Origin of the sequence: Stutzerimonas kunmingensis (assembly GCF_014764705.1) — a bacterium.
In the GTDB taxonomy this organism is placed as follows: domain Bacteria; phylum Pseudomonadota; class Gammaproteobacteria; order Pseudomonadales; family Pseudomonadaceae; genus Stutzerimonas.
On sequence record NZ_JACXXG010000053.1, the window covers coordinates 1 to 17,175 of the forward strand.

General features: G+C 60.7%; 18 protein-coding genes, 1 tRNA gene and 2 pseudogenes. 7 read left to right on the forward strand and 14 right to left on the reverse strand.

Annotation, left to right across the window (positions count from 1 at the left end):
* The coding region (locus IEG05_RS21880; RefSeq protein ID WP_224742951.1) for a hypothetical protein at positions 1 to 404 on the forward strand (404 nt) is incomplete at its 5' end.
* A gap of 149 nt (positions 405 to 553) precedes the next feature.
* On the opposite strand, the pseudogene IEG05_RS21885 reads toward IEG05_RS21880, so the two are convergent.
* Together IEG05_RS21885 and IEG05_RS21890 are read right to left on the reverse strand one after the other, a co-directional pair.
* Positions 554 to 1,038 (reverse strand): annotated as a pseudogene (locus tag IEG05_RS21885) (OprD family outer membrane porin); the annotation flags it as partial.
* 298 nt (positions 1,039 to 1,336) lie between these two features.
* Positions 1,337 to 2,290: pseudogene (locus IEG05_RS21890) on the reverse strand (AraC family transcriptional regulator).
* 279 nt (positions 2,291 to 2,569) lie between these two features.
* Here IEG05_RS21890 and dusA point away from each other — a divergent pair.
* A complete protein-coding gene (dusA, locus tag IEG05_RS21895; protein ID WP_080950597.1) occupies positions 2,570 to 3,628 on the forward strand; it encodes a tRNA dihydrouridine(20/20a) synthase DusA in 1,059 nt (352 codons plus the stop codon).
* 132 nt (positions 3,629 to 3,760) lie between these two features.
* The gene (tal, locus tag IEG05_RS21900) at positions 3,761 to 4,687 is read left to right on the forward strand and encodes a transaldolase (RefSeq protein ID WP_046621104.1); all 927 of its coding nucleotides are present in this window, start codon (positions 3,761 to 3,763) and stop codon (positions 4,685 to 4,687) included.
* Here the strand turns inward: tal and rssC are convergent, their stop codons facing one another.
* Positions 4,688 to 5,170: an anti-sigma factor antagonist RssC gene (rssC, locus tag IEG05_RS21905; protein WP_046621105.1), complete on the reverse strand. Its 483-nt coding sequence runs from the start codon at positions 5,168 to 5,170 to the stop codon at positions 4,688 to 4,690.
* Positions 5,167 to 6,351, reverse strand: coding sequence for a two-component system response regulator RssB (gene rssB, locus IEG05_RS21910; protein ID WP_046621108.1), 1,185 nt, complete (start codon positions 6,349 to 6,351; stop codon positions 5,167 to 5,169). Before rssB ends, rssC begins: the two co-directional genes overlap by 4 nt.
* 194 nt (positions 6,352 to 6,545) lie before the next feature.
* On the opposite strand from rssB, the gene IEG05_RS21915 reads away from it, so the two are divergent.
* Positions 6,546 to 6,845 carry a PilZ domain-containing protein gene (locus IEG05_RS21915; RefSeq protein ID WP_014820049.1) on the forward strand — a complete coding sequence of 100 codons (300 nt, stop codon included), beginning with the start codon at positions 6,546 to 6,548 and terminating at the stop codon, positions 6,843 to 6,845.
* A gap of 39 nt (positions 6,846 to 6,884) precedes the next feature.
* Here IEG05_RS21915 and IEG05_RS21920 read toward each other — a convergent pair whose 3' ends face one another.
* Positions 6,885 to 7,586, reverse strand: a complete 702-nt coding sequence (locus IEG05_RS21920) for an MlaA family lipoprotein (RefSeq protein WP_046621111.1) — start codon at positions 7,584 to 7,586, stop codon at positions 6,885 to 6,887.
* Between the two features lie 228 nt (positions 7,587 to 7,814).
* Here IEG05_RS21920 and IEG05_RS21925 point away from each other — a divergent pair, with 228 nt between their 5' ends.
* Positions 7,815 to 8,081, forward strand: a complete 267-nt coding sequence (locus tag IEG05_RS21925; protein WP_011912816.1) for a DUF4404 family protein — start codon at positions 7,815 to 7,817, stop codon at positions 8,079 to 8,081.
* A gap of 39 nt (positions 8,082 to 8,120) precedes the next feature.
* Here the strand turns inward: IEG05_RS21925 and queF are convergent, their stop codons facing one another.
* From queF to IEG05_RS21965, 8 genes are all read right to left on the reverse strand, one after another.
* A complete protein-coding gene (queF, locus tag IEG05_RS21930; RefSeq protein ID WP_023447140.1) occupies positions 8,121 to 8,951 on the reverse strand; it encodes an NADPH-dependent 7-cyano-7-deazaguanine reductase QueF in 831 nt (276 codons plus the stop codon).
* Positions 8,952 to 9,044: 93 nt separating this feature from the next.
* The gene (locus IEG05_RS21935; RefSeq protein ID WP_014820047.1) at positions 9,045 to 9,824 is read right to left on the reverse strand and encodes an ABC transporter permease; all 780 of its coding nucleotides are present in this window, start codon (positions 9,822 to 9,824) and stop codon (positions 9,045 to 9,047) included.
* Positions 9,821 to 10,750, reverse strand: coding sequence for an ABC transporter ATP-binding protein (locus IEG05_RS21940; protein ID WP_023447139.1), 930 nt, complete (start codon positions 10,748 to 10,750; stop codon positions 9,821 to 9,823). Before IEG05_RS21940 ends, IEG05_RS21935 begins: the two co-directional genes overlap by 4 nt.
* Before the next feature lie 92 nt (positions 10,751 to 10,842).
* Positions 10,843 to 11,835 (reverse strand): succinylglutamate desuccinylase, encoded by a 993-nt coding sequence (locus tag IEG05_RS21945; RefSeq protein WP_046621116.1) that lies wholly within the window; start codon positions 11,833 to 11,835, stop codon positions 10,843 to 10,845.
* A 12-nt stretch (positions 11,836 to 11,847) separates the two neighbouring features.
* On the reverse strand, positions 11,848 to 12,129 hold the full coding sequence (locus tag IEG05_RS21950) for a hypothetical protein (RefSeq protein ID WP_003282913.1): 282 nt from the start codon (positions 12,127 to 12,129) through the stop codon (positions 11,848 to 11,850).
* Positions 12,130 to 12,186: 57 nt separating this feature from the next.
* Positions 12,187 to 13,407, reverse strand: coding sequence for an aspartate aminotransferase family protein (locus IEG05_RS21955; protein ID WP_046621118.1), 1,221 nt, complete (start codon positions 13,405 to 13,407; stop codon positions 12,187 to 12,189).
* Between the two features lie 139 nt (positions 13,408 to 13,546).
* On the reverse strand, positions 13,547 to 14,236 hold the full coding sequence (locus IEG05_RS21960; RefSeq protein ID WP_046621119.1) for a crotonase/enoyl-CoA hydratase family protein: 690 nt from the start codon (positions 14,234 to 14,236) through the stop codon (positions 13,547 to 13,549).
* 131 nt (positions 14,237 to 14,367) lie between these two features.
* A complete protein-coding gene (locus IEG05_RS21965; RefSeq protein ID WP_046621120.1) occupies positions 14,368 to 15,654 on the reverse strand; it encodes an HD-GYP domain-containing protein in 1,287 nt (428 codons plus the stop codon).
* 206 nt (positions 15,655 to 15,860) lie between these two features.
* Here IEG05_RS21965 and IEG05_RS21970 point away from each other — a divergent pair.
* Positions 15,861 to 15,950: transfer RNA gene (locus tag IEG05_RS21970), tRNA-Ser, on the forward strand.
* 157 nt (positions 15,951 to 16,107) lie between these two features.
* Positions 16,108 to 16,548, forward strand: a complete 441-nt coding sequence (locus tag IEG05_RS21975) for a DUF1810 domain-containing protein (RefSeq protein WP_046621122.1) — start codon at positions 16,108 to 16,110, stop codon at positions 16,546 to 16,548.
* Between the two features lie 12 nt (positions 16,549 to 16,560).
* Here IEG05_RS21975 and IEG05_RS21980 read toward each other — a convergent pair whose 3' ends face one another.
* Positions 16,561 to 16,998 (reverse strand): hypothetical protein, encoded by a 438-nt coding sequence (locus tag IEG05_RS21980; RefSeq protein WP_224742952.1) that lies wholly within the window; start codon positions 16,996 to 16,998, stop codon positions 16,561 to 16,563.
* Positions 16,999 to 17,175: the final 177 nt, after the last annotated feature.

The following is a 17,175-nucleotide window of genomic DNA, read 5'->3' on the forward strand; positions in this document are numbered from 1 at the left end:
AACTCTCGAATAAACGAGTGTTGCTTTGTGATGCTGATAATCTATCTGACCATCAGTCTTACATTCACAAGCACCCACACGAATTGCTTGATTCAGTTGTTAAAGAGCGTTTCGATCAAGTCTTTCGCCTCAACCGAGGCCGCGCATTTTACAGCAGCCTTGTTACCTGTCAAGCTGTTTTTGAAGAAGTTTTTCTTTCTTCTCAACCGCTTGCGCTTCAGATCAACTTGCGTCTCTCATCAGCGGGAGGCGAATCATACAGCGTTCAAATCCGCTGTCAACCACCTCTTTCAACCGCTTCCGATCAACCCGACCGAAGCCGCCAACAGGATTCAACCACCACCCTGCCAGCCCGGCGCATTCTACTCGAATCAGCCATCCGTGCAACCCTTTTATTTCGCTAACCTTTTGATTTACAAGAGGTTTTGCTTAAGGACTGCGCCGGAAGTGGTGCGCATTATAGGAGCCTGAAAATCAACGTCAACCGTTTATTTCCACTTAGGCCAGATTTGGCTGGCTGCCCCTCCTATGTGCCACGGTGGCGATCTGCTATTCAGAACAGCGCCAATGTATAGCTGAGGATTAACCGGTTCTCATCAATGTCACTGCGGTAGTTAGAGCGTGCTGCAACATTGCGGATACGAATGCCGACGTTCTTCAACGGACCGCTTTGAATCGTATAGCTGACGTCCAGGTCGCGTTCATGAGCGGTACCCTCGAAGCCCCGATCCGTATCGACGTTATCGCTCGAGATATAGCGCACCGTTGCGACCAGGCCCGGAACGCCGACCGCGGCGAAATCGTATTCGTACCGCGCCTGCCAGGAACGCTCATCCTTTTCGGCGAACTCGTAGGTTGGCACCTCGTTGCCGAGCGGCGTTACGTTGGCGAAGACCCGAGGAAAAGCGCTGTCCCGAACATTGCCTGGTAGCCGACATAGAATGTGTGGCCGCCGTGCCTGGCAGATAGCAGCGAATAGAACGTCCGATTATCAATCTCTCCCGCAAGCTTGCTGCCATCTTCCTGCGAGTCATAGAAACGCCGGCACGGTTTCAACAATCAGCTGTCGCCGGTAGAGTTTGAAAAGCGCTATTTCCAGAGCCTGGAGAGTGTCTAGAAAACCTGGGGCGATTCAGGCTACGGCGCGGGAGACGGCATCAATATCCGTTTTCTGCAGTACCTCTATCCGTTTTCTGCAAAGCGCAAGCGGACAGATTGACGCAGGCACGCAGGACGCCGCCCACGCGTCACGCGGGGGGTGACGAGCAGCGAATGCGCAGTGGCAAGAAAGGAAAAAAGAGCCGCTTCCGTCGGACCGGCAGCGACTCAAGGGGACTCAGTGATGGCGGCGCAACGTATCCGAAGGCAGCTCGCCGAAGGTGCTCTTGTAGCTTTCCGAGAAGCGCCCCAGATGCATGAAGCCATAGTCCATGGCGATCTCGGTGATGTTGCGCACCTTGGCCGAAGGATCGCTCAGCCGGCCATGGATCTGCTCCAGCTTGCGCTAACGGATGTACGACTTCGGCGTGGTGTTGACCTTGCGCTCGAACAGCAGATAGAGCGAGCGCAGGCTCATGTTGGCCAGCTCGGCCAGCTGTTCGACAGAAATGTCACGCTTCAGATGCTCATCTATATAGTCGGCAATCCGCCCGAAGGACGGGCAACTGTCGCCAAACGGATCGCGGCGGATGTTGCTGGCCAGGCTGCAGAGCAGCTTGCTGGCGATGATCCGGCTGTACTGCTCCTGAATCTGCGGAATGCTCTGCTCGGACCCCGCCTCCTGGCAGATCAATCCAAGCAGGCTGCCAAACCCATCGAGTTCGCTGAGCGCGTGGCGGTTGCTGCCGAAGCGAATCCCCTCCGCCGGAGCCTGCCACTGGTTTTCGCTACAGGCCTTCTCCAGAAAGGAGGCCGGCAGTTTGACGATGAGTTTCTCGCAGTCTTCCGAATAGGTCAGGTCGACCGGGTCGTCCGGATTGATCAGCAGCAGCTCGCCGGGCGTGAAATAGTGCTCCTGCCCCCGGCCGCGCCACAGGCAATGACCGCGCTGCAGCAGCTGCAGGTGATAAATGGTTTCCAGCGCCGGTGAGGTGACATGAACGCTGCCGCCATAGCTGATCTGGCAGAGGTCGAGTTTGCCGAACTTGCAGTGGCTCAGGCTCGCCTGCTGGCTGCCCGTGCGCGGCAGACGAATGCAGTGCGCCCCCACGTGCTGATTGACGTAGTCCGAAACGGCATGCGGATCGGCATGCTCGAAGATCCTGCTTTTTTCGTTCAGCAGTCGTTCCATCACCAAGCACTCGCATTGTTCTTATAGTCGGCCGGTCCATCGTCAACGACGCCGGCGGCGATTCCTGCCACGCACATGCATGCTCAGGCTTGATCTTCGTCAAGACTATCGCTTCGTTCGAGCATAGGAGATTCGACCAACGAACGACACCCCGTCGTTCGGTGACCGCACGGTTTTTAGCGGACCGCAAGACGGGCACTCGGAAAAGGCAGCCGCCGCTGATCCCGACCGGACGACAGGCTTGCAAGCCGGGCTGGCCCATGGGCAGCATCCTGTATAATGCCGCCCCCATTTACCGCTCGTGTGCGCCTGCACCGACTCTCCAAGTTATCCGGCCCGATAGTGCAAAGTCCTCATTCGAATCAGTCTGTTGCAAGTAGAAAGTTCTCCGTCGCGCCGATGATGGATTGGACTGATAGGCACTGTAGGTACTTCCTTCGCCAGCTTTCGCAACACGCGTTGCTCTACACCGAGATGGTCACCACCGGCGCGCTGCTGCATGGCGATGCGCAGCGGTTTCTGCGGTATGACGAGACTGAGCACCCACTGGCACTGCAGCTGGGAGGCAGTGTGCCGGCGGAGCTGGCCGAGTGCGCCAAGCTCGCCGAAGCCGCGGGTTATGACGAGGTGAACCTCAACGTTGGCTGCCCCAGTGATCGGGTGCAGAACAACATGATCGGCGCTTGCCTGATGGGCCACCCGTCACTGGTGGCCGATTGCGTAAAGGCAATGCGCGATGCAGTGGATATCGAGGTCACCGTCAAGCATCGCATCGGTATCAATGGACGCGACAGCTATGCCGAGCTGTGCGATTTTGTCGGTCAGGTACGCGACGCCGGATGCCGCAGCTTCACCGTGCACGCGCGCATCGCCATCCTCGAAGGGCTGTCACCGAAGCAGAACCGTGAGGTGCCGCCATTGCGTTACGACATCGCCGCGCAGCTGAAGAAGGACTTCCCGGACCTCGAGATCATCCTGAACGGCGGCATCAAGACGCTGGACGAGTGCCGCGCGCACCTGCAAACCTTCGATGGCGTCATGCTAGGGCGCGAGGCCTACCACAACCCCTATCTGCTGGCCCGCGTCGATCGGGAGCTGTTCGGAAGCGAAGCGCCGGTGATCAGCCGGGCACAGGCACTACGCAATATGCGACCCTACATTGAGCGCCACTTGAGCGACGGTGGCGCGATGCATCACATCACCCGTCATGTGCTCGGTTTGGGCCAGGGCTTTCCCGGCGCGCGGCGCTTCCGCCAGTTGCTTTCGGTGGACATCCACAAGACGAGCGACCCCCTTGCGCTGCTCGATCAGGCGGTGGCGCTGCTCGAAGGGCACTGAAGGCTCCGCACGCAAGGAACGCAACCCCGGCATTTCGATCAAAGGCCAGGCGCATCCGGGTCCACCCGCTCGTTGAGCGGGCTGACTGGCTCGGGTAAGGTCATGCCACTCACAGGACGGAGCCCCTCTTACATGACTTCCAAGCTGGAACAACTCAAGCAGTTCACCACTGTCGTCGCCGATACAGGCGACATCGACGCCATTGCTCGCCTGAAACCGGTGGACGCCACCACCAATCCTTCACTGCTGCTCAAGGCAGCGGCCATGCCGCGTTATGCCGATGACCTGGCAAACGCGATGAAGCAGTGCCACGGCGACATCGGTCTGGCGTGCGACCTGTTCGCCGTCGCTGTAGGCAAGCAGATTCTGGAACTGATCCCCGGGCGCATCTCCACCGAGGTCGATGCGCGATTGTCGTTCGACACTCAAGCCATGGTCCAGCGCGGTGAGCGCCTGATCGGCCTTTACGAGCAGGCTGGCATCAGCCGCGAGCGCGTTCTGATCAAGATCGCTTCGACCTGGGAAGGCATCCGCGCAGCCGAACAGCTGGAGAAAGCCGGCATCCAGACCAACCTTACCCTGCTGTTCTCCTTCACCCAGGCCGTGGCATGCGCCGAGGCCGATGTGTTCCTGATTTCACCGTTCGTTGGCCGTATCTACGACTGGCACAAGAAGCACGAAGGCCGTGATTACCAAGGCGCGGAAGATCCGGGCGTGCAGTCGGTCAGCCGCATCTACGACTACTACAAGGCTCACGGATACAAGACAGTAGTGATGGGCGCGAGCTTCCGCAATGTCGGACAGATCGAGGCACTGGCCGGTTGCGACCGGCTGACCATCAGCCCGGAACTGCTCGGCGACCTGGCCGCAGCCAGCGGCGCGCTGGAACGCAAACTGCAGCCCGGCCGCGAGTCAGAAGCGCGTATCAGTCTGGATGAAAAGAGCTTCCGCTGGGGCCTGAACGAGGATGCGATGGCGACCGAAAAGCTCGCCGAAGGCATCCGTCAGTTCGCGCGGGACCAGGAGAAACTCGAAGCCCTGCTGGCCAAGCTGGCCTGATCAGGACCGCTCCAATGCGGTGACGAGGTCATGGAAGGCCTCGCGGTTGGATTCGTTGAGGCTCATCAGGATGCGGTGAGCCTCGAGCACCTTGGCCTTCACCACCTCTTCGGATTGATCCTGCGATGGCAGATCGGCCAGGCATTCCGGGCATGGCAACGGCGTATCGACGATATTGAACACCTGATCGAAGCCCATAGACTGCAACAGCCGGGTGATGTCCGGGTGGGTGGTGACCAGCGTCGGCAACATACCCACCTTCTGCCGCGACAGTATCGACAGCTTGGCCAATAGGCCCAAGGTGGTGCTGTCAATGCTTCGGCTTTCGGTCAGATCAATGACAATCGAAGAAAAATTGCGCGACGAGAAGATCTTCTCGATCGTTGTATCCAGCGCCGAACAGAGCGTCAAACGGATTTCACCTATGAACTTCAGAACAAAGGTGCCATCCATCTCGGCGAACTGGATTCTACCAGTACTCATGCAAGGTTCCTGCTCAACACCAGCAAGGCGATATCGTCGGGCATGTCAGCCAGCTCGGCCACCCCGAAGACTCGACGTAATCCATCCAGCGTGCCACCGGCATCGGTAATCAGACCGGGCAGCGCGGACTCTTTTTCTTTGAGTGTGTCGCAGGGCAAAAGGTCCAGAATGCCGTCGGAGAGCAAGGTCAAGCTGAAGGTCTCGGGCAGCTTCAGCTCGAAATTCTGATAGGCCGCCTCGACGAACAACCCGACCGGCAACCCACGCCCTTCGAGATAGTGCGCGCCCTCTCCCGTGTACAGCACCGGCATAGGCAGATGACCGCCAATGCTGTAGTGCAGCACGTCATGCTCCTGATCGATAACGCCGCCCAGCATGGTCACGTGCTTGCCCAGCTTGCAATTGATCAGCCCGCGGTTGATGTGATCTAGCACTTCCGACGGTTTGAACTCGCGCAGCGTGCCGCCACGGCGCGACTCGTACAGCAGTCGGGTCGTCATGAACTTGAGCAGCACGGTCACAAACGCCGAGGAGGCACCATGGCCGGAAACATCGGCCAGGTAGAAACCGATGCGCCGCTCATCCACGCGGAAATAGTCGACGAAGTCACCGGACAGGTACAGCGATGGGATGATCTGGTGGGCGAAGTCGAAGCCATCGACGCTCCAGGGCGTCACCGGCAGCATGTTCATCTGCACTTGGCGACCGGCGTCCTGGTCTTCCTGCAACAGGTGCAGGCTGGCTTGCAGATCACGATTGGCCGTCTCGAGCTGTTCACGATAGCGGCGATTTTCCAGCCGCAAACGAGAACGGTCCAGCGCCCGGCGTACCGAATGCTCGAGCATCGCCAGGTCTTCGAGTGGCTTGATCAGGTAGTCGGCAGCGCCCAAGCGCAGGGCCTCCACCGCGTCGCTCATCACGCCGGCACCGGAAACCACGATCACGGGGAGGTCGAGCTGGCGCTCACTGATCTGACGGATCAGCTCAAGGCCATCCATCTGCGGCATGCGCAGATCGCAGATCACCAGATCGGGCTGCTCCGACTCGAAGAGCTCCATGCCCTGCGGGCCATTGCCGGCCTGCAAGACACGAAAACCACTGTCATCCAGATAGGCAGCCAGACTGGCTCGAACCACATCGTCGTCATCTATGATCAGCAGCGTCGCGCTTGGTTTATGCATGTTCCTACCAGGCGGGGTCGCCAGAATGATTGGCGAAAACATTGGCCCCGCATGACGCCGGGCTTGGGTTCGTTTCAAGGCGCAGACGGTACTCCCATACGATCGGGGTTTCAAGCCGACCGGCTGGCGCCTTTACAGGTCGAATTGAGGGGAGCTATAAGAATGCCGCAAGCCATATATAAAAGGTTGAAACCATGAGCCAGAAAGACCGCGATTACAGTGAAAAACGCGATTTCATCCGAATGCAAATCGAAACCACCGTTGCGCTGGAACATGGCGACACAAAACTGAGCGGCACATGTATCGACCTCTCCAGTACCGGCATGCAGGTTCTGGCCAGCGCCCAACTACGCATGGGCGACAAGGTCCGAGTACTCATTCCATCCGAGCACAGCGAACTGAAAGGACTGGACGCGCAGACAGAAGTCGTACGCGTCAGCCAGCTCGACGATGGCCGGCAGAGCCTGGGTCTGGCAATCCTCTCGATGTCCTGACCCTGCTCCAGCGATGGCCGCAGCAAATGCGGCCAGGCTTCAGAAGTCGTCTTCGACTTCCCCGTCCTTGACCCGGAATTCGCGATTCTGAAGGTACGCGTTGCGTACGAAGATGTAGCGATCACCCTGAATCATCTTCTCGGCTGACAGCAGTCCTGCGCGCGTATCGATCAGGTCCACACTCCGCGTCACGTTGCGGGTCGGCACATGATCCATGTGCGGATACGGTTCGAGGAAGTAATCCGGCACCCGGCCGACGGCATCACGCACCGTGCTTGGCCCAAGCAGCGGCAGCACGACATACGGCCCACTTCCCAGCCCCCAGGCACCCAGCGTCTGGCCGAAGTCCTCATCGTTCTTGTGCAGCCCCATACGGGTGGCAACGTCGAAGAAACCGAGCACGCCGAATGTGGTATTGAACAGGATGCGACTGGTGTCGATGCCGGCATCGCGGACCTTGCCCTGCAGCAGGTCGTTGGTCAGCACCACCACATCACCGAGATTACTGAACACATGGCCGATGCCGTCCTCGAGGAAGCTCGGCGTCACTTTCTGGTAGCCCTGGGCCAAGGGCTTGAGGGTGTAGGTGTCAACGGTGTCATTGAAACGAAACACCGCGCGGTTGACGCCTTCCCACGGATCTTCTTCGGCCGCTAACGCTGGCGCTGCGCCAAGCGTGGCGATCGTAGCGACGAAACTGGCCTTGAGCACGGCGATCCAGGCCGTAGCGATCTTGGGCATCACTTTTCTCTCCCTTAGGTATTTGGTGCATGCGGCGCACCGACGCAGACCGCGCAGTATAGAGTGAACATCCTGTTTTCGGCAGTCAGCCGGATATTCGGCTTCGTGGCACAGGCCGGCGCTTGCGCCAGCGCCGGTAAAGGCACAGACAAGGCCTGGCCGCTGGTTTAACCTTCAGCTATCGACGTTCATTACACGCCGCCCGTAAACCCATGAGAGGGAAGCAAAATGCCGGAACATGATCTGCAGTCGCAGCTCGAAGAACTGCGTTATCAACTGGCCCAGGACACGCCGCTGACCGACGAGGAGCGGGCTTCGCTGCAAGCGATCGCCCAGGACATCGAAGTTCGCCTGGCGACGCAGGGCAGCACCGACCACAACGACTCGCTGGTGGATGGCGTCAACCTGGCCGTCGAGCGCTTCGAGGTCAGCCACCCAAGCATGGCCATGACGCTGCGCAACATCATGCAGACCCTGGCCAATATGGGCATCTGAAGCAGGTCACGGGTCGCGCTGCGGCCCTGACCCGCTGCGTTACTGGCGCACCAGACGGCGATTGTCCACGACCATCGCCTCGGTACTGCGGTACGGATTGATGTCCAGCCCGCCACGGCGCACGTAACGCGCGTAGACGGTCAGCTTCTCCGGCTGCAGCAAACGCTGCAGATCGAGAAAGATGCGCTCCACGCATTGCTCGTGAAAGTCGGCATGCTGACGGAAGCTCACCAGATAGGCCAACAGGCTCTCAGCCTGCAACGCCGCGCCGCGGTACTCAACGACTACACTGCCCCAGTCCGGCTGACCGGTCACCGGACAGTTGGACTTGAGCAAGTGGCTGTGCAGCGACTCCTCGACCATATGCCCGGCATCACAGGCCAACAGTCCCGGTTGAGGATGGTCGTAATGCTCGATGGTCACGTCCAGATCGTCGACGCAGCGCCCTGGCAGCGTCGCAACACCCTCGGCCGCCACCTCATCCAGCGTGCGCAGGCGCACCTTCACCGGCTTGCCGGCTGCCGCGGAAAGATCGCTGCTCATCACCTCGGCCAGCGCTTCCCGCGACTCGAACACCGACTGGTTCAGCGAGTTCAGATAGAGCTTGAACGACTTGGATTCGATGATGCTCGGCGAGTCCGCCGGAATCTCGAATTCACCGATCGCCACCACCGGCTTGCCGGAAGGCAGCAACCATGACAGTTCGTAGCAATTCCACAGATCCACGCCCTGGTAGGGCAGCGTCTCGGCGGTGAGACCAAGCTCGGCCCACTTCGGCGCGCGCGGAATCGGAAACAGTAGGTGCGGGCTGTAGGTGGCGACGTAGTCACTGGACTTGCCCAGCGGGGAATGTTCGGCGGGATGCTGCATGGGGAATGGACCTGAACGAGAAACGCCGCGAAGTTTAGCGCTTCGCGGCGTTCTTTTCAGCGGCATCGGCGCAGTCGCCGAACGGTCCGCGGTCTATTGGCGCATCCCGCGTCCACTCTTGAGCAGGCCGACGGAGACCAGATAGAGCGCCGCCACCGCTACCAGCATGAAGCTGATCGCCACACCGATGCGGATATCCGAGACACCGAGAATCCCGTAGCGAAACGCATTGACCATGTGCAACACCGGGTTGGCCAACGACAGCGTCTGCCAGAACGGCGACAGCAGGTTGATCGAGTAGAACACCCCGCCCAGGTAGGTCAACGGCGTCAGGACGAAGGTCGGGATGATCGAGATATCGTCGAAGTTGCGCGCGAACACCGCGTTGATGAAGCCACCCAGGGCGAAGATACTCGCCGTCAGGGTGATCACCAGCACGGTCACGCCCAGGTGGTGCACCTGCAGATCGGTGAAGAACATCGACAGCAGCGTGACGATTACCGCAACCGCCAGCCCACGGGTGATACCACCCAGGGCAAAACCAATGACGATCACATGCGGCGAGACCGGCGAGACCAGCAGCTCCTCGATGGAGCGCTGGAACTTGGTGCTGAAGAAGCTCGACACCACGTTGCTGTACGAGTTGGTGATCACCGACATCATGATCAGCCCCGGCACGATGTAATCCATGTAGCTGAAGCCGTCCATGTCGCCGATCCGCGCGCCGATCAGGCTGCCGAAGATGACGAAGTACAACACCATGGTGATCGCCGGGGGCAGCAGCGTCTGCGGCCAGATGCGTGTATAGCGGCGGATCTCGCGCTGGACGATGGTCTGCAGCGCGACCAGGTTGGGACGCAGTTCGCCGCTCATGACTTCACCTTCAGGTTGTTCTCCACCAGCGACACGAACAGCTCCTCCAGTCGGTTGGTCTTGTTGCGAAGGCTCAGCACCTCGATGCCCTGAGCGCTGAGCAGACGGAACAGTTCGGTCACGCCCTGACTCTTCTCTACCTGCACCTCGAGGGTGTGATGATCGATCAACTGCGCCGGATAGCTGCCCAGCTCCGGCGCGACCAGTTGCGACTCCTTGAGGTCCAGCAGAAAGGTTTCCACGTGCAGCTGCGAGAGCAGCTCGCGCATGCTGGTGTTCTTGACGATCTGGCCATGGTCGATGATGCCGATGTTGCGGCACAGCTGTTCGGCCTCCTCCAGATAGTGGGTGGTGAGGATGATGGTGATGCCTTCACGATTGAGCTCGGTGAGGAACGACCACATCGAGCGGCGCAGCTCGATATCCACACCCGCGGTGGGCTCGTCGAGAATCAACAGCCGCGGTTGATGGATCAGCGCCCGCGCGATCATCAGGCGGCGCTTCATGCCGCCGGAGAGCATCCGCGAGGAAACATCACGCTTGTCCCACAACCCCAGCTGGTTGAGATAGCGCTCCGCGCGCTCCTTGGCAATCTTCGCCGGGATGCCGTAGTAGCCGGCCTGCGTGACCAGGATGTCGAAGGCCTTCTCGAACTGGTTGAAGTTGAATTCCTGCGGCACCACGCCTAGGCAACGCTTGAGCCCGGACGGGTCGCGATCCAGATCGTGACCGAACACGTTGACCGTGCCGCCGCTCTTGTTCACCAGGGTGGAGAGGATGCCGATGGTGGTGGACTTGCCGGCGCCATTGGGCCCGAGCAAGGCGAAGAAGTCGCCTTCGGCCACGTCCAGGTCGATACCCTTGAGGGCCTGGAAGCCGTTGCCGTAGGTCTTGGTCAACTGCCGAATGGATAGAGCAGTACTCATAAGAAGGTGCACACAACGCGAAGGGAGTGAAGCTAGATAAGGGCGCAAGTGACCGATTGCAACCGCCCATTTCCGGAGCGAGCGCCTCAGTGCTACGTGTCGGACTGCTCCAATGGCACAACGATCAATGCAGCACGCTGTCCTTCGGCAACATCGGCCATGGGGAAAAGAATGCGCGCGTCCGGCTCATCGACCACCCAGCGCATGCCGTCGTCCTCGGCAAGCAGGCTGCCAAGCGGCAATGGCGCAAAGTTCTCGATGTCAGCGGGTAGACACAGCCGAAACCGCGAGCTGCGCTTGATGATCTCTCGAGAAATACTCAGCAGCTGCGGTTGCGCCTCTGCATCCGCAGACAACTCGCGCCCCTCGATCATTGCGATCAGCCCCTGCTCGAACTGCAGCACTGCCGGCGGCAGTGCCTCGTCCTTGCCTTCGGCAAGCTCCAAGGTAAACGCCTCGGCGCCATGAAGCGTGGCGGTCATGGCACTGAAGGTAGAGCTGGGCTGGCGCTGCAACAGGACTCCGTCGATTGCCAGAGCATGCAGTCGGGCCAACGCATTGGGTTGTGCGCCCCCTCCCTCGCGCCAAGGGCAGATCGCAAACTGGGCGAGACGCGACGGGCGCATCGCTGAGTGCAGGTCATAGTGCCGGCGCTGGCGTCCGGACACGCTGAAGAAGCCTCCGACCAATGCCTCAAGCTCTGACGCACGAATGGCTTCGCCGCCCCATACATCAGCATGGGCACCGAGAAAGAGACGGTTAAGGTCATGTTCGATGTACCGAACCATGCGACGCATCGCTGCAGGATTGGCGAACAGCAGCAACAGTCGCGCACGGGGCTGCACATCGCCCCGTGCGAGCGCACGGATCAGGCGATCCAAGACATGTATGGGGATGAGTTCATTGCCGTGTATGCCGGCCGACAGAACCAGGTCGATGCCCTGATCCTGGCCGCTCGGCGGCGATACCAGCAGCGCGCCCTCGGCCAGCCAGTGCAGCTTCACCCCGCGCGGGGTGAGCTGGACTTTCTCGCAGGGCTCGCGCCCGGCGAAGGTCAGTTCCAGCAGCTTGCCGATAGCGAGCATGCCGGTCTGCCGTCAGTGATTGCAGTCAGGGCCGTGGACGTGCTCGTCGTCATCGGCCTCGACCGGCTCCATTTCCAGCTGCAGGCTGACCAGATTGGTCGCCAACGGACGCAGCACCAGATTGGCGTACTCGGTGTCGCCGTCCTCGACGTCCACACCGATCATCAGCTGACCGTTGCCGACCTGCTGAATCCAGACCTCGCGGCCCTGCCAAATCACGGCAAAACGGGTGCAGGAAGTTTCCAGTTGGGTTCCGTCGACATCTTCCAGAACCAGTTGCAGGCTATCGCTCATTGAATTGCTCTCGCTAGTAGAACGCGCGACGCCCGCGGCGCCGCGCATGGGGAATGGTCAGGCTTGGGTCAGCGTCGCGACGGCGCGCTCGAGGCGATCCAGCCCTTCGTCGATATCAGCGTCGTCGATGACCAGGCTCGGCGCCAGGCGTACCACGTCGGGGCCGGCCTGCAGCACCATGAGAGCTTGCTTTTCCGCCGCGGCGCAGAAGGCACCGGCCTTACCCTTCCAGGCCTCGCTCAACACACAGCCGATCAGCAAGCCACGGCCACGCACCAGGCTGAACACGCCATAGCGCTCACCGATCTGCATCAGGCGCGCCTTGAAACGCTCGTGTCGCGCCTTGACGCCTTCGAGCACCTCAGGCGTATTGACGATATCCAGCACCGTCTCGGCAACTGCGCAGGCCAGCGGATTGCCGCCATAAGTGGTGCCGTGGGTGCCGACGCTCAGGTGCGCGGCGATCTGGTTGGTGGTCAGCATTGCCCCGATGGGGAAGCCGCCGCCCAGGCTCTTGGCGTTGGTCAGGATATCCGGCGTGACGCCGTAGTGCATGTAGGCGAACAGCTCGCCGGTACGGCCGAGGCCGGTCTGCACCTCATCGAAGATGAGCAGCGCGTTGTGCTCGTTGCACAGCTGGCGCGCGCCTTCCAGATAGGCCTGGTCGCCCGGCAGGATGCCGCTCTCGCCCTGGATCGGCTCCAGCACCACCGCGCAGGTCTTGTCGGAGATCGCCGCTTTCAGGGCGTCGAGATCGTTGAAGGGTACATGGGTAATCCCTTCGATCTTTGGCCCGAAGCCGTCGGAGTACTTCGACTGCCCGCCCACCGTGACGGTGAACAGGGTCCGGCCGTGGAAGCTGTTGAGCGCCGAGATAATCTCGAATTTCTGCGGCCCGTAGACGTCATGGGCGTAACGACGGGCCAGCTTGAACGCCGCCTCGTTGGCTTCCGCGCCGGAATTGCAGAAGAACGCGCGGTCGGCGAAGGTCGCTGCCGTCAGCTTCTTCGCCAGGCGCAGCGCCGGCTCGTTGGTATAGATGTTGGAAATGTGCCAGAGCTTGCCAGCCTGCTCGGTCAGCGCCGCGACCATCGCCGGATGCGCATGGCCCAGTGCATTGACCGCGATGCCGCCAGCGAAGTCCACCAGTTCTCGCCCGCTCTGATCCCATACTCGCGAACCCAGGCCACGTACCGGTACGAAGGCTGCTGGGGCGAAGGTGGGAACAATGACCTGGTCGAAATCGGCGCGTTCTACCGGGGTGTGCGGGGCGGACATCGGGGCTCTCCTGCGAGGCGACACGGAATGAGAAATGAAAACGCCCCGCCATCGGCGGGGCGTCACTCGCGCAGTGTAAACGCAGGGCCGGCCCTCGTGCGCACTCGAGAAGAAATTCTCTTGCGCTCCACGCGCTCTTTCAGCCGAAGTGCTGCTGGTCCAGCGCGATCGCCTGATCCAGGGTTTCCAGCAGCGCCTTGCGCACTTTGAGCTTGGTGTTCTTGTGCGCCACTAGGTTGATCTTCTTGAGCTGCTCGGCCGCGGCTTTGGCGACTGCCAGCAGCTCACCGGTCGGCACCACCTTGTCGAGAAAACCGGCATCCACCGCGCCAATCGGATCGAACATCTCGCCGTTGATCACCGAGCGATGGAAGGCTGACTTGCGCAAACGGTCACGCGCCAACTCGATGCCTGCATGGTGCATGGTCATGCCGATCTGCACCTCATTGAGGCCTATATGGAATGGCCCTTCGACACCAATGCGGTAATCGGCGGACAACAGCAGGAAGGCGCCTTTGGCGATCGCATGCCCTGGGCACGCCACGATGATCGGAAACGGGTGCGCCAACATCCGGCGGGAGAAGGTCGAACCGGTAGCGACCAGCGTCATGGCGTTCTGCGGGCTCGACGTCATGACCTTCAGATCGTAGCCGCCGGACAGGATGCCCGGCTGCCCGGTGAGAATCACGACGGCACGGTCCTGCTCGGCGCGATCCAGCGCGGCGTTGAGCGCCTCGAACACGGCAGGCGAAAGGGCGTTGACCTTGCCATTGCACAGCGTCAGCGTGGCGACGCCGTCTTCGAATTGGTAGGAGACCAGCTCACTCATGAAGAGATTCCTTGTTTTTGAAGTGGGCAGACGTTACCCAGCGCTCAGGCTCAGGTAAAGCGCGATGACCGACCGGCCGGTCACGCCAGAGGCGGCATAGCCGCACCGAAACGTATCTGTACAGAAAGGGATCAGCTCGATTCGAAGTCGGCCAGTGTCTCGGGGTGCAGGATGGCCTGTAGCTCGGGGTCGGCGAGATGAAGCCCGAAAGAGCCATCCGGCAGACCGACGGATATCCGGTAAGGCGCACCCTCCTCGTCCACGGTGATCTGCGCCAGGTCCAGATAACGCGGCGTGCAGCGCTGCTTGGCGGCATCGCGCAGCACCACAACACGGGGGCGGAGTTGGTATTGCCGATGTTTTTCCACTACCACGGCGACCTCACCGGTGTGCAACTCGACGAGCGTACCCACCGGGAAGGCTCCCAGCCAGCGGATGAATTCGCTCACCAGGTCCTCGTCGAACTGCCTGCCGCTGGCGCTGCGCAGGATCTCGAAGGCCGATTGCACTGGTCGCGCGCAATCGTAGGCCCGGTGGCTGGTAATGGCGTCGAAAGCGTCGACAATGGTGATGATGCGCGTCATGTAGGAAATCTGCGCCGGCCCCGAACCCAGCGGATATCCAGTGCCATCGAGTCGCTCGTGATGGCCATACGCGGCGTGCAGTGCAGCCTCCGGAATACCGGGTTGCGCCCGCAGCGCTTCCAGGCCGAAGACCGGATGCCGCTTGATCACCTCGAACTCCTGCGCGGTGAGCTTTCCGGGCTTGTTGAGAATCTCCGGATCAATGCGCATCTTGCCGACGTCATGCAGCAACCCCGCCATGCCCAGCAGCTGGAGTTTGTCGTCCTGCAGGCCGAGATGATTGCCGAAGCCCATCGCCATGATCGACACCGACAAGCAGTGCAGGCTGGTGTAGAGATCCTTGTTCTTCAGCCGGACCAGCCAGAGCATGGCGCTTTCATTGCGCAGCATGCTGGCCAGGTTGCGCTTGACGGCGCCATGGCATGCGCGGGTGTCGATCACTCGTCCATGCTGCACGTCGGCCAGTACCTGTTCGATCAGGCGGGAGCCATCCAGATAGGCTGCGCGGGCCTCTTCCACCTCGGTCGAAAGCGCGTGATGCGGTCGCTCTATCGGCTTGCGAACACGCGGCCCGACGACCGGAACCGGCGTATCGTGCTGCAAGCGAACTCTGCGCGTATCGTCGACATAGACATACTCGCAACAGTTGCGTAGCGCGCGTATCTCGGCGGGCTTCAGCAGCGGAAAACCCTGGAACGCAAAGTTCGTTTCATTCCACGGCCGATCCAGCTCGCAGACGTACATGCCCAATTCCAGGCGGGCGACAGCAACCCGACGCCGGGTCGGCACCAGCAAGGTATCGATATGCTTGCCTGACTTGCTTGTCAGTTTCATGGCACAGGTGAGCTCCGCTCGGCTTCTTATTCAAAATAACCCAGGCATCGACCAAGGCTGCAATCAGGAGTCTAGCGGAACGTGCAGCCTGTCACCTGAGTGAGACGAATTTGTTAAGCGCATGAATAAGCTAAAAAAGTTTTTGCCAAAGGCACAGGGTTCGATTACATTAGCGCGCCTCGACGGACATGAACCTCCGTCGATCCGGTGAGGTGTCCGAGCGGTTGAAGGAGCACGCCTGGAAAGTGTGTATACGAGAAATCGTATCAAGGGTTCGAATCCCTTCCTCACCGCCATATTCGATTCAAGCAAAACCCCTGACTTCCCCGAAGTCAGGGGTTTTTTTGCGTTCTAGAGCCCCGATCCGAGGGCACCATACGTCCGTCAGCGATTGTCGTGCCGTCTGGCCTGTTGCAGATTGCTCGCAGTCCTTTTCATGCCGCAATCACTTCCATGGCCGATCCCTACCACCTGCAGCGCTTCGTCGACGCTCAACAACTCCAGTATCCGCAGGCGCTGGCAGAACTGCGCAGCGGGCGCAAACGTACGCACTGGATGTGGTTCATCTTTCCGCAGCTGCAGGGACTTGGCCGCAGCGCCATGGCACAGCGCTACGCGATTTCGGGCCGAGCCGAGGCTGAAGCCTATTTGCAGCACCCGCTGCTGGGACCACGTCTGCTGGCCTGCACCGAGGCGATGCTAGGGCATCACCGCAACAGCGCACAGCAGATTCTGGGAAGCCCAGACGACCTGAAGTTTCACTCCTGCATGACCCTCTTCGCCTATGTAGCGCCAGACTCCGCCCAGTTCGAGCAGGCGCAGCAAGCCTTCTTCGACGGTCAGGCCGATACGGCCACCCTGAGCCTTCTGAGCAGCGGCGACACCACCTGCTGAACGCCGGCCGACTCAACGCTGACCGGCGGCGCCACCCGTTGCGCCGCCGCTGGCCGCACCGCCGCTGCTGGCTCCGCCTGCACCGTTACCGCTACCTGTTCCGATTCCACCCGGCGGTGTGACGCCGCCCTGATTGGCGTTTCCATTGGCACCACCCGGAGCGGTCTGCGGCTGGGTGGTGCCCAGAGCAGGATTCGCGCCCACGCCACCGTTCGGCTGGCGGACATTGTTCTGCGGACTCGGCAAACCGGTCCCGGTCGGCGGGTTCGTGGCACCCGGAACGTTGGGTCGGGGGTTGTACGCATCACTCTGCACGCCCCCTCGGTTGACACCAGGCGCCTGCTCCCGAGTGGTGCCCGGCTCACGGATACGGTTGATATCGCGACCGATCTGCTGGCGATTTTCTTCCAAATCGGCACCCATCTGGTCACGCTCCTGCTGCAGTGTCATGCCCTCCTGCTGCGCCAATGCAGCGCTGGAAATGGCGGTGAGTAACAGTACTAGTGTCCAGAGCGGGTAGTTCGTTTATTTAATGATGTAACGTTATACTGGCGTGGCTCCGAAGCCACTGACCGGTAACCCACATGGCCAAGCCCGCCGCCTGCTTTGTCTTAACGCCGTCCGATC

Bases quoted from the DNA above. Each gene is read 5' to 3' on its own strand.
- dusA (WP_080950597.1), top strand. From the start codon at position 2,570: ATGCCGCCCCCATTTACCGCTCGTGTGCGCCTGCACCGACTCTCCAAG.
- tal (WP_046621104.1), top strand. From the start codon at position 3,761: ATGACTTCCAAGCTGGAACAACTCAAGCAGTTCACCACTGTCGTCGCC.
- rssC (WP_046621105.1), bottom strand. From the start codon at position 5,170: ATGAGTACTGGTAGAATCCAGTTCGCCGAGATGGATGGCACCTTTGTT.
- rssB (WP_046621108.1), bottom strand. From the start codon at position 6,351: ATGCATAAACCAAGCGCGACGCTGCTGATCATAGATGACGACGATGTG.
- IEG05_RS21915 (WP_014820049.1), top strand. From the start codon at position 6,546: ATGAGCCAGAAAGACCGCGATTACAGTGAAAAACGCGATTTCATCCGA.
- IEG05_RS21920 (WP_046621111.1), bottom strand. From the start codon at position 7,586: ATGCCCAAGATCGCTACGGCCTGGATCGCCGTGCTCAAGGCCAGTTTC.
- IEG05_RS21925 (WP_011912816.1), top strand. From the start codon at position 7,815: ATGCCGGAACATGATCTGCAGTCGCAGCTCGAAGAACTGCGTTATCAA.
- queF (WP_023447140.1), bottom strand. From the start codon at position 8,951: ATGCAGCATCCCGCCGAACATTCCCCGCTGGGCAAGTCCAGTGACTAC.
- IEG05_RS21935 (WP_014820047.1), bottom strand. From the start codon at position 9,824: ATGAGCGGCGAACTGCGTCCCAACCTGGTCGCGCTGCAGACCATCGTC.
- IEG05_RS21940 (WP_023447139.1), bottom strand. From the start codon at position 10,750: ATGAGTACTGCTCTATCCATTCGGCAGTTGACCAAGACCTACGGCAAC.
- IEG05_RS21945 (WP_046621116.1), bottom strand. From the start codon at position 11,835: ATGCTCGCTATCGGCAAGCTGCTGGAACTGACCTTCGCCGGGCGCGAG.
- IEG05_RS21950 (WP_003282913.1), bottom strand. From the start codon at position 12,129: ATGAGCGATAGCCTGCAACTGGTTCTGGAAGATGTCGACGGAACCCAA.
- IEG05_RS21955 (WP_046621118.1), bottom strand. From the start codon at position 13,407: ATGTCCGCCCCGCACACCCCGGTAGAACGCGCCGATTTCGACCAGGTC.
- IEG05_RS21960 (WP_046621119.1), bottom strand. From the start codon at position 14,236: ATGAGTGAGCTGGTCTCCTACCAATTCGAAGACGGCGTCGCCACGCTG.
- IEG05_RS21965 (WP_046621120.1), bottom strand. From the start codon at position 15,654: ATGAAACTGACAAGCAAGTCAGGCAAGCATATCGATACCTTGCTGGTG.
- IEG05_RS21975 (WP_046621122.1), top strand. From the start codon at position 16,108: ATGGCCGATCCCTACCACCTGCAGCGCTTCGTCGACGCTCAACAACTC.
- IEG05_RS21980 (WP_224742952.1), bottom strand. From the start codon at position 16,998: ATGACACTGCAGCAGGAGCGTGACCAGATGGGTGCCGATTTGGAAGAA.